The sequence below is a fragment of the Paenibacillus sp. FSL L8-0435 genome (assembly GCF_037965655.1).
Classification (GTDB): Bacteria; Bacillota; Bacilli; order Paenibacillales; family Paenibacillaceae; genus Paenibacillus.
Genome location: NZ_CP150185.1, coordinates 4,656,395 through 4,667,857 on the forward strand (window position 1 = coordinate 4,656,395; position 11,463 = coordinate 4,667,857).

Genomic DNA, 11,463 nt, shown 5'->3' on the forward strand with positions numbered 1-11,463 from the left:
TCGGAAAACAATAAAATCCCTTTTGCTGCTGAAGAGCAGTCAAAAGGGATTTTGTATGAACTTTAACTATCAAGACCTGAATGTGATGTATACAGGTTATGGTTGTTCTGAAACGTATGGTTAATTGGATACCCCTCTAGCCACCGTAGTCCGTTGTGAAATAGCAGCAGCGTTAACTGCCTTGGCTGCAGCCGATGGCATCGGCAATTTCACAGCCGAAGTTGTAACCACGGTTCCGCGAGCCGGAACACTAACGACGTACGTAATGACTTTACTGGCAATCCATACGGCCAGAATCGTATATAAAGTTTCTTTTACCGGAAGAAAGAAAAGCGACAATCCCAATACAAAAGCATCACTGACAAAGAAAACTGTTCCCAGCTTCCATCCCTTCCAGCGGCTAACCAGTACGGCAAGAATGTCATCTCCGCCTGTCGCTCCACCGAATCGAAGCACAATCCCAGCGCCTACCCCTGTCAATATACCGGATAGAACTGCCGGAATCCACAGATTTCCGTTAAACGACAATACCAGTGTGGAGTATCGTTCAAAGCCGTCATAGAATAGGGAAAATGCACCGACGCCAAGCAATGCCTGAATCATGAATTTCCAGCCTTTGAGGAACCAAGCCAGGATCATGACCGGAATGTCCAGTAACAACATACCGATAGCAGGTGATAAGCCTGTTGCGTATTTTCCGAGCAGGGCCAGACCAACAAATCCGCCCTCCGATAAATGATTCTGAAAGTTAATGTGATAATAAGCAAAAGCTAAAATAAATGTACCGAGCAGCATAATGGCGAATTTGATCGCCTCTGTTTTAACGTGTTGTAAGGTTAACGATGTTCTCTTCATTCAGGTTCCCTCGCAGTTTGTAGGTTGGTTTTTTAGACCGACCGTACTCTGCAAAAGGTAAGCCTGGAAGAAATCATCGTGTACGTCCTTCGAATATTCATTCCAATCCCCTCTTTCGCAGAGTCAGCCGTTTTTTTGAAACCGGTTGGTGTACTCTACAAGGGGCGCTATGTGTATGAGAGATCGTAACGTTTCCAGATCGTCCTTGGGGAGATTGTCCTTCGGGAACTCATGGTATCCTGATCCTTTCTGTTCTGTTGTGGTTAGCTGTGCTCAGTTAAACTGAAAAATAACTACAATGCATAAGCTTGAACATTTAATTGTACACTTACACTTGGATTACAGTACCCTCTTTCGATCGCGGTTATCCCCGAATTTTTGGAATTCCATTTTTCCCTCTGGGGAAAATCCGGTGATAGCCTATGCTTCCGAAGCTGCTTTCATTCAAAAAGCTTTCAGGCGAACGCTTCGCTTCTACAGATGGGTTCTGCACTCTTCGTTCCTGTGTAAATTGTAAATCCAACTTACAGCCGTTGCAAGTTCATTCAGTTTAAACACCAAAGCTAACTTGCTTGTTCTTCTATTATATAACACCAACGTGACCGGGTCTAAACAGCAGACCCCTCAAAAACAGGCATAAAGCAGCCTTTGGACTGCTCCAGCAGTCATACGGCAACACCAGGATAAGCAATGCTTGCTAATGGTGCAACCTGCTCCTTTATTCTATGACCAAAGCTTCCAAAAATAACTGTCAGTCACCCAACTGTGACAAATTGGGGCCTTTTTTTATTTTCTTGCGCTTTTTAAAGGAATCATTTTCCTTTCACACATACACTATAGCAAAACGTAATCGGCTTATTCTTTGTCCAGTTCAGACGTTTCCAGACTTACTCTGCTGTTTATGGTATAATATAACAATTGAATCCCACTACCGTTTAAGCGAGGCGGATTGATGAAAACGTTAAAGCCAAGAGTCTTTATTGGCTGCTCGCTGGAAGCGAAGCCGATTGCAGCCGCAGTACACGAAAACTTACGTTTTTCAGCCGAAGTTACCCCTTGGTATTCCGGGGTTTTTAATCCAAGCAGCTATACCATGGACGATCTGGAAGTAGAGGTCCGCACGACTGACTTTGCCATTTTTATTTTTCATCCGGATGATATATCCAAAATTCGCGGAAAGTACTACGCGTCAGTCCGGGATAATACAATGCTGGAAATGGGTCTGTTTATGGGTCGTCTGGGACGAAAACGTATTTTTTTCATTCTTCCTGAGGATATTACAGACATCAAGGACACAACCAAGGTCGAAGGATTGCGTATGCCCACAGATCTGCTGGGGTTAAATCCACTCGTATATGAAATCCGTTCTGACGGAAAGTGGGCACCAGCCGTGTCCGTGGCATGTTCCAAAATCGCAGACAGTATTGAGGAACAAGGACGCTGGAGTGATCCAGAATTGGAGAACATCATTGAGAAGCATAAACGCACTGAGGGAGAAGCGAGGTTACAACTGCTTAAGTTGCTGCGGTTCTTTAGGGAATTGCTACGTACCCGCAAAGCAGATGCCAAGATGCTGGAGCGAATGAGCGATGCCTTGCGTACTGCCTTTGTCTCTCATCCTCCATTCGCTGTACGTGGCACAGCCATATACCGTACAGATGACAGTGGTTATATTGAGCAATTATGTGGTAATGTTGGAGAACCGGGGAGAAAGTATGACTTGTCCGCTAATGACGACAAACAACCGGATGATCCCAAGCGCATCCTGGTTATTGATTCTTACCGGGAGAATAAAATCAAGATCAACCTGTATGATGATTACCTTGAGAAAGAGTATCTGCTATGCTATCCTGTAGCCAAGAGGTATGTAATCACCGTTCACATTATTGGACATATTGAAGCGGATGAGGCGGTATTTCAGCAGATTGACCTACAGAATCGTCAACTGTTCAACGCCATCAACGATTTGTTAGGAGGCGAACCGGAATGAAACCGGAAACGAAAAAAATAAGCAAGCGCTGGGGCAGCGAAAAAAAGGTACGCCTCAGTTCTGCGCCCGAATCATCACGACCGGTTCCGGAACCCAAGGAAGAAGATCGTTTCCACAAGCCGGCCGTACCGCTAACTACCATTGGGCCCTCCCTGAAGGGCAAGGAAAGACCTTATAAGGTCATCCTTGAAAAAGAGGCGTTCTACGAAAAACCTCAATATCTTGCTTAATTTCTGAACACATCATCAAACCTGCCGTTGAATCGGCAGTATTCCATAGGCCCCGCCGCCCAAGGCAGGGGCTTTTTTGTTGCTCATTTTCGCTAAAATAAAGCTGCTTCCACTCGTTGACCTGGTGCCATCGTGTTAAGGCAAGGCATCCTTGAATCATTATTATTACAATTCATTGCAGTAATTCATTGCTTGTAATCACTTCTGTAGCAGACTGCATTGCATAAGGCTTATTTGGTTTATGGCCTTAGGTTTCCTGCAAAACCCATAAATTATACCTTATTTTGGAGCAGGCTTGTCCTGTTTGTTGCTTTCAGCAAACTAAAGAAAACGAGTAATGATCGTAATAGTTCACGTCTTTCCTACTACTTGCTATTTTCAATTATAATATAAGAACATATGTTCTGTAAATAAAAAAGAAAAATATATTTTGACCTATACGAATTTCAATAAAAGTTGAGTAGACTTTAATTTCATACACAAAAAAACAGGCAACGCATAACCTCGCGCTGCCTGTTTCATTAGTCATTATTTCGTACTATAAGTTGGAGATGTCTAAATCAGACCAGACTGTTGAAGCAATCTGCGTATAATCACAGCTGTTTCGGCACGGGTAATCAATTGATTCGGAGCAATGGTATCTTTTCCACGTCCGGACACCAGTCCAGTGGAGATGCTCGATGCTACTGCTTCCTTCGCCCAACTTGCTACTTGCTCAGCATCTGCGTAATCAGACCATTGCTGAACGTTCCCGGCAGACGCAGCTGGTTCCATTCCAGTCACTGTCATAGCCCGTGCTATGAGCGCCATCGCTTCCTGACGAGTAATCTGTGCCTGTGGACGGAATGTTCCATCTTCATATCCATCGATCAGGCCATAGCTGGACGCTGTGTTCACAGCACCCGCGTACCACTGGCTTCCACTTACGTCGTTAAAGGAGTTAAGCAGTTCTCCAGGTTTTAATCCTAATCCACGTACCAGGATAGCAGCGAACTCTGCACGTGTAACACCGCGGTTCGGTTCAAATGTGGTGTCCGTGATTCCCTCGATAACCATACGTGAACCCATATCATTCACTTCTGTCTTGGCCCAGTGTTGGGCTACATCAGTAAAGGTATGCGGGTGCCAAATAACGGCATACACACTGTTGGTCAAGCTGTTAATCTGCGCATGGTATACCCCATTAACCTGTGTAATTTTTGTGGGTACATGGCGCACAGTTCCTTCTGCATCCACTACAACACCTGTGGTGATCTGATTTGGATCAACGTTCGCTGCTAATGCAATCGTACGCGATACATAACTATTGAACTTATCCACGCTCACGGATTTGCCATCGAAGGTGGCTGTTACTTTGAAATCAACTGGTGATCCCAGAAGAGTATATCCATTTTGCTGAGCTGCTGATTGTGCTGTCTGTATGACTGCTTCTGTCGGCTGTGTAATTTCAATTTGCAGTTTGATGTTCTCCAAGGAATTGTCAGAATTCATACCCAGTTGTTGCACGAGCTTCTCAATATTAACCTGCTGTGCAGGTAACGTGTACGAAGCAATATCCGTTTGAAGCACCAATACGGCTTGTTTGTCAGCCATCAGTTTGACTGTCTGCCCCGTCAGTTCACCAATAACCAGATCTCCTTGGCCATTACCTGTCACAGGGATCGTCACAATGGCGTTGTTCCCCTCGGTTTGAAGTTTCTGTGCAATGAGAGCTGCGTCCACTGAAAGGGTTACAACCTTTCGTCCGTTCACTTCAGTAGTCGCTAAACTTCCAGCGTTCTCGGCTTTACCGTTCACAAGTACCTGAGCACCTGTGGATGGCGGAGTTACGATGGGATTAGTCACTGGTGCACCTGCACTACTTCCACCAGAACCGGAACCTCCGGAGTTTCCATTGCCAGCCGACCCGCCTGAACTATCAGTATTGCGCTTGATGTTCAGCGTATATGTTTTCTTGCTTACTCCATCCAATGCAGTCACTTCGATCGTAATTGTGTTCATACCACTGACTAATTGCAAGACTGTACTGTTACCGCTGATACCATTAATTTTCACTGTGGTTCCCGTTTGATCGGGTTTAACGCTAATTTCAGTCGTGCTAACGGAACTACTGACCGTCGCTTCATAAATTTCTACATCTGGATTGAATGTTGGAGTTAACGTGATCGACGGTAGAGTTATTTCACTCAGCTTGGCATTGGTGATGTCAATTCGATTGATGTTAAGTTTATAGTCGTTACTCGTACCGTCCTCCGCCTGAACATTAATCTTTACAAGGTTTGAGCCGTATACTAGATCCGTAACTGTGTATGTGTATATACCATCCGTCACGGTTTCATCTGTAACACCTGTTACCTGTACTACTTGTCCGTCATTTGCTTTGCCCAAGGACACGTTTAGACTTGTCACATCAGATTCCACATCTACGCGATAATCGAGTTCATCTGCAGAGAAATCAGGTGTCAACTGACCCGAACTCACTACCAGACTGGAAAGTGTTGCTGTCGATGATTTCCACTTCGCATACAGTGTAATATTTTGCGTCAGATTCGTATTGAAGTCAAAGGCTTGAAGCAGTTGGCTATCCTGATACCAGCCCGAGAACGTATATCCTGCTTTTTCCGGAATATCCGGATTTACTGCTGGGCTGTTATAGTCCACCTTTTGAGCAGCAACCTCCGATCCACCATTGGATTCAAAACCAATATTCACATAAAGCGGTTGCCACTGTGCATATAACGTAACGTCACTATCATTCATGGAGAATGTGTCTGCTGCGCTGTAGCTGGTTCCACTGCCGTCTGCGGATGTATTCCATCCGATGAACTGATAATCTTCCTTTTCAAGCACTCCTGTGTTATCTAGCACTGTCACCGCTGTATCTTTTTCATATTTCTGATTATCCACCGGAACACTACCCGTGATCGTACCATTGGCATTGTAAGTCACCGAATGTTCCGTAGAGAGTGTCATGACAGTCATTTTATTCCCTTGACTGCCATCCGCATAAGCAACATAAGGCATTCCATTCGGTCCAAAGGCAAGGGAAGATTCGTTAATCGAACCTGCGGAATACGGCTTTCCGCCAACAACATTCCATTGATTCCCGTCCAGCTTCATCATCACACCTTGTGGCTCCATGCTAAAATTAACAAGATTTTTAAAAGCCGTGTAAGGCACACCTTGTGGGTCAAAAGCTAAAGACATACTGTTGAGTGTTCCAGATGAGAATCCCGCAGTCCCTACCACTTCCCACTGGCTACCATTCAGTTTCATTACAGTTGCTTTATAACTCTTAGAACCGTCTTGAAATGCAACATAAGGTACATTGTTCGGACCAAACGCTAGGGACGGATAAGATGCTGAGTCTGCTGTAAATGCTGCATTTCCTACATTTTTCCATGAGCCACCTGCAAACTGCATGACAGTCAATTTATTATTTGTTGAATCTTTAAAAGCAAAATAAGGAATTCCGTTAGCGTCAAAAATAAGTTTGGACATCTCTAGTGCAACACCTGTCGTAAAGCCGGCCGTTCCAACGGTCTCCCACTGATTTCCATTCAATTTTTTCACCGTCACTTTAGTACTTGCAGCATGATCCCGGTAACCAACGTAAGGGGTATCATCAGGACTAAAAGCAAGTGTAACGTAAACTGCAGCTCCTGCAGAAAAACCAACACTACCCACAATCTCCCATTGTTCTCCGCTAAATTTCATAACTGTTGCTTTACTTCCATTATCACCATCCTGATAAGCTGCGTATGGAGTATTATGAGAATCAAATGCGAGCGATGAGGTGTTATGTATCTCGCCAGTAGAGAAACCTGCAGGACCTAAGGATTGCCATGCTCCAGAAACATATTTTAGAACCGTTGCTTTCCCGCCTTTGGTTCCATCCTTAAATACGGTATACGGCGTACCCTCCCGATCAAAAACCAACGTAATATTCTCCGCCTGCCCTAATGTTAAGCCAGCCTCTCCTACATTTGTCCACGTTCCACTTGCTGCATGGGCTTGTTCTACGCCCAACGTCTGAAATCCTGGAAATCCTCCAAATAATAAAGCAACCACAATTAACATCGTTATCAGTTTTTTAGGCTGCAGTAAGCGCTTGTTCATCACTATCATCCTTCCGTTCGTTCCTATTTAAATGCGATACTCTGCTTCATCCAGCTCGATTCCCGTCGCAACCTACATATCTATTTGAGAGCTAATCTACTACTTTGGTCGTATTTTCATCCAACGTACACTTGTTGAATATGTATTTTTTAAAATATTAGTACTCCTTTCAATGTGGTTTGAAATTTTAAAGATATTATAACGAGCTACTATAAACAAACTCTAAACATGGTGAGTAACTTCTCCTTCATGTTTTGCATTTCGATAATGTGAAATTGCGTATATTCCTTATCCCATAAGGGCTTTCAAATGATTCAAACTACCTTTAAGAGAGAATGTAAATATTTTCAGGTTGAAACCTGCATGGTTCAAGAATATGCTGACTATAATATAAACAGGAACATTTGTTCCGGAATAGAACGATATATTTATGTTTAAGGAAGTGAACATATGGCCTCCTCTTCCACTTCAGCCCCAACTCCTGCGGATGAAGATCATCGTCTGATCAAGGGGATGGTTGTGCGTACGCTTTTGCTGGATGTACTGGAACGGGATATTCGAACTCTGGATACCCTGCTTCTAAAAATGCCTGAGGTCTATATTCTGTCGCTCACCCGCATTCAGAACGAAGTACTTAAGGAGATGCTGGGACTACGCAAACAGATGAAAACCCGTGGAGTAAAAGTTCTGGAGGAAACGCGGGGAAAGGATGGCATCGAAACCGTTTATTTGTGCAGGGGATACATGCAACGGTTCTATATGCTCTGGACATTTGCACGCAATGAGGTCAAAAAAGAGCTGAGTCTCCATCTGCAGATGGATTTGACACAACAGGTTTGACAATTGAACGGGTTGACCACAGAAGGTTACGTTCATTAAGATGGAGAAGAGATATCCAACCATCCAATAAGGCATGAAATAATTCAAACTGGATATACTCTCAACGTCTTATCAATCAAGGAGCTGTACTTCATGGAATTGAATACACATTCGATTAAACAAACACCCGCACATACAGGCATTGCCGCAGATGTAACCGAACTGATCGGCCAGACACCTGCCGTTAAACTGAACAGACTCACAGGCAGCGACTCCGCTGACGTATACGTGAAACTGGAATACTTCAACCCGAGTGGCAGCGTCAAAGACCGTGCCGCCTACAACCTGATCGTTCAGGCTGAACGTGCGGGACACTTGCTCCCTGGTGCTACCATTATTGAACCGACGAGCGGCAATACCGGGATTGGTCTTGCGATGAATGCCGCCGCCAAAGGATATAAAGCCATTCTGATCATGCCGGACAATATGTCCAAGGAGCGCATCAACATTCTGAAAGCCTACGGCGCAGATGTGGTGCTCACCCCTGCTGCGGAACGGATGCCTGGTGCGATTCGCAAAGCGAAAGAACTTCAGGCAGATATTCCTGGAAGTTTCATTCCGCAGCAATTCGAGAATCAGGCGAACCCGGACATTCACCGGATCACAACGGCTCCCGAGATTATTCAGCAGATGGATGGCAAGCTGGACGCCTTCATCGCTACGGCGGGAACCGGCGGAACCATTACCGGGACGGGAGAAGAACTGCGCAAGCAGTTACCCGATATCCGCATCTATGCGGTGGAGCCCAAAGGCTCTCCGGTGTTGTCCGGTGGCGAGCCCGGACCACACAAGCTCGTCGGTACAAGTCCGGGGTTCATTCCGGACATCCTGAATACCGACGTGTGGGATGCCATCATCCAGGTGTCCGATGAGGACGCACTGGATACGATGCGGCAGCTTGCTGCCCGGGAAGGGCTGTTGCTCGGCCCTTCCTCTGGCGCTTCGGTGTGGGCCTCCCTTCGCATCGCGAAGGAACTGGGGCCGGGGCACCGGGTGCTCTGCATTGCGCCGGATACCGGGGAACGGTATCTGAGCATGGATATTTTTTAACACAGCAAACATCTATACACATCAAAAAGGGGCCTCCATGTCACATAAGTCATGAGCATGACAGAGGTCCTCCCTTATTAGCGTTGGGAAAATCCCTCAAAAAAAAGGGGAAGCGAAGTACATTGGAGGAACCATCAAAATAAAAAAAAGCCCTTGCTCACTTACGGATGGTGAATCCGCAGAGAACAAGAACTTATTTTGGTAAGAAACCTTATCATCAAAAATAAATCAAGAACATTTAACCTAAGCTGGTTAGTGTGTCAGGGTTGTCCATTCCACACCTTCAGGAAGCAGGGCCGCAATGCGGTCTTTGGCTTCCTTTTTGGTATACAGCGATTCATCGAGAATGACCGCAGAACCGGAATCCGTGCTTGTCCGAATCAGACGTCCGAGACCTTGCTTCACACGTAAGAGCATATACGGAAGATCGATCTCTTCGTATGGTGCTGCCGACGCACTGCGTTTTGCATTGAAGACAGGGTCCTGTGGTGGATACGGAAGCGACCAGATCATGACATTGGATAATGACGGACCTGGAACGTCCAGACCTTCCCACAGATTAACGGAGCACAGCACACTTTCCTCATCCTGCTGGAACGCCGCGATCAGATCACTGATCTCCCGATCGCCCTCATACATAAAGCGCAAACCTTCTGCTTCAGGTACATGAACGATGTCCTGTTTGAATGCCCGTAGTTCTTCCATCGTTCGGAACAGAATCAGCGCACGTCCTCCACTCTCCTGAAGCATAGACACCGCGTCCCGCATACGATTTTCGTTCTCCGGGTGACCCGGCACAGCTTCGTCTGTAATCTTCATCTTCATTTTGTCCGCATAATCATACGGGGAAGCCACAGAGAATGATACAAAATCATCAATGCCCAGGCTGTCCGCCACATAACGGAATGAACTGTCCACAGATAACGTGGCAGAGGAAAACACGATTGGAATACCTGTGTTGAACACACGCTCGTTCAGCATTTCCTTCACAGTGCGCGGCATGATCGATAAGGTCGTCTCATCCTCGCTCTCTTCCGCCCAACAGATGTAACCATCTTCCTTGCGGAACAAGGCAAGCGCAGACTGAATCATATCAAGATGTTCTTCCACGACACGCATCTGATAACCATCCAGCGAGAACAATCCGCTCTCAAATACCAGTTCTTCGCCAATCGCATCCAGCACACTCGTCAGACGTTCAATCTCACGCAGAAGCGGTGCTTCTACCCGAACTTCTTTCCGTTCCGATCCCGGAATTGCCACCGTATACGTATCCAGCAACGCAAACAGTCGCTCACTGCTCTCAATCGCTTCATCTACACACTCCGCGAGGGATTCACGAATCTCTCCTTCTAACAGGCGAGTGACGAGTTCCTCAAAGATACGGTGTTTCAGCTTGTAGCTCAGTGCGTTCAGGGCTGCTTCTTCCAGCAGATGTCCTTCATCAAATACAACTGAGCTGTGATCAGGCAGGAGTGGCAATTGTCCCTCGCGTTTGCGCGCATCATAGGTCCACACATGCTCCATGTAATAATCATGGGAACAGATGATGATGTCTTTGGAACGACGGTAATGGTCACGCGACAGCGTCAGGCCGCAGCGTTGTCTTTTTGGACAAACAAAACAATCTTGGAACGGGTCCCAGTTGATTTTATTCCACTGGCGATCGTTCAGATGCGGATACTGTTTGCGGTCACCATACGGATGGAAAGCCTGAAGTGTACCCGGCGTGTTCACAAAATCCGGTAGGCTCTCATGCACTTCTTCAATGACAGGTGCATCTTCATCCGCAAATCGCACCGCACTCAATTTGTTCAGACAGACATACTGGTCCGGTGACTTACCCAGACGTGCATCCACTTCCAAGTCCAGATGTGCAGCCAGCTTCGCAATATCTCCACCGGGCTTCACAAGCTGTTCAATCAAAGACTCATCAGCACAGGCGATCACTGCTGGTTTGCCCGTATAACGTGCATAACAGACCGCGTAGAGCAGATAGACTAACGTCTTGCCTGTTCCGACACCGGCCTCAGCCATAATGGTCTTTTTATCTCCATAGGCCCGTTCGAGCTGGTACGCCATAAAAATCTGTTCATCCCGTACCTCGAAGCCGAACTCTGGCAAAATATCGTAAAAAACATCGGCAACCCATTCTCCCAGACGGGATACAAAAGGTTCAGCCGGATCATATGCAAAAGGATAACGTTGTGTAGACAATCCTAGGTCAGCCTCCATTCTTAGACAAAGCGGTCCAATTTCAATTTTCCGTTCCAAAAAGGCCGCTGGGCAAAAGTTAATTATCTCACGCGGCGAGGCCGGTGACAAGCTTTTTTTGTTAGG

Annotated in this window: 7 protein-coding genes; 4 read left to right on the plus strand and 3 right to left on the minus strand. The window is 46.1% G+C overall.

Going from position 1 to position 11,463, the window contains the following annotated elements; translation table 11 throughout:
* Nucleotides 1-120: 120 nt before the first annotated feature.
* Nucleotides 121-855 (minus strand): YitT family protein, encoded by a 735-nt coding sequence (locus NST33_RS20735; RefSeq protein WP_036614465.1) that lies wholly within the window; start codon nt 853-855, stop codon nt 121-123.
* Nucleotides 856-1,807: 952 nt separating this feature from the next.
* Between NST33_RS20735 and NST33_RS20740 the strand changes: the two genes are divergently transcribed.
* Nucleotides 1,808-2,845: a nucleotide-binding protein gene (locus NST33_RS20740; protein WP_051447360.1), complete on the plus strand. Its 1,038-nt coding sequence runs from the start codon at nt 1,808-1,810 to the stop codon at nt 2,843-2,845.
* On the plus strand, nt 2,842-3,075 hold the full coding sequence (locus NST33_RS20745) for a hypothetical protein (protein WP_017687536.1): 234 nt from the start codon (nt 2,842-2,844) through the stop codon (nt 3,073-3,075). The genes NST33_RS20740 and NST33_RS20745 overlap by 4 nt, the downstream gene beginning before the upstream one ends.
* Nucleotides 3,076-3,630: 555 nt before the next feature.
* On the opposite strand, the gene NST33_RS20750 is transcribed toward NST33_RS20745, so the two are convergent.
* On the minus strand, nt 3,631-7,194 hold the full coding sequence (locus NST33_RS20750) for an S-layer homology domain-containing protein (protein ID WP_221822197.1): 3,564 nt from the start codon (nt 7,192-7,194) through the stop codon (nt 3,631-3,633).
* Between the two features lie 450 nt (nt 7,195-7,644).
* Between NST33_RS20750 and NST33_RS20755 the strand changes: the two genes are divergently transcribed.
* Nucleotides 7,645-8,034, plus strand: coding sequence for a hypothetical protein (locus NST33_RS20755; protein ID WP_221822199.1), 390 nt, complete (start codon nt 7,645-7,647; stop codon nt 8,032-8,034).
* 132 nt (nt 8,035-8,166) lie between these two features.
* The gene (gene cysK, locus NST33_RS20760) at nt 8,167-9,123 is read left to right on the plus strand and encodes a cysteine synthase A (protein WP_221822201.1); all 957 of its coding nucleotides are present in this window, start codon (nt 8,167-8,169) and stop codon (nt 9,121-9,123) included.
* 252 nt (nt 9,124-9,375) lie between these two features.
* Here the strand turns inward: cysK and NST33_RS20765 are convergent, their stop codons facing one another.
* The gene (locus NST33_RS20765) at nt 9,376-11,340 is read right to left on the minus strand and encodes an ATP-dependent DNA helicase (RefSeq protein WP_339304890.1); all 1,965 of its coding nucleotides are present in this window, start codon (nt 11,338-11,340) and stop codon (nt 9,376-9,378) included.
* Nucleotides 11,341-11,463 lie beyond the last annotated feature (123 nt).

What these genes read in the sequence shown, in the direction of transcription:
- NST33_RS20755 (WP_221822199.1), top strand. Translation starts at nt 7,645, where the DNA reads ATGGCCTCCTCTTCCACTTCAGCCCCAACTCCTGCGGATGAAGATCAT.
- NST33_RS20745 (WP_017687536.1), top strand. Translation starts at nt 2,842, where the DNA reads ATGAAACCGGAAACGAAAAAAATAAGCAAGCGCTGGGGCAGCGAAAAA.
- NST33_RS20750 (WP_221822197.1), bottom strand. Translation starts at nt 7,194, where the DNA reads ATGAACAAGCGCTTACTGCAGCCTAAAAAACTGATAACGATGTTAATT.
- NST33_RS20740 (WP_051447360.1), top strand. Translation starts at nt 1,808, where the DNA reads ATGAAAACGTTAAAGCCAAGAGTCTTTATTGGCTGCTCGCTGGAAGCG.
- cysK (WP_221822201.1), top strand. Translation starts at nt 8,167, where the DNA reads ATGGAATTGAATACACATTCGATTAAACAAACACCCGCACATACAGGC.
- NST33_RS20735 (WP_036614465.1), bottom strand. Translation starts at nt 855, where the DNA reads ATGAAGAGAACATCGTTAACCTTACAACACGTTAAAACAGAGGCGATC.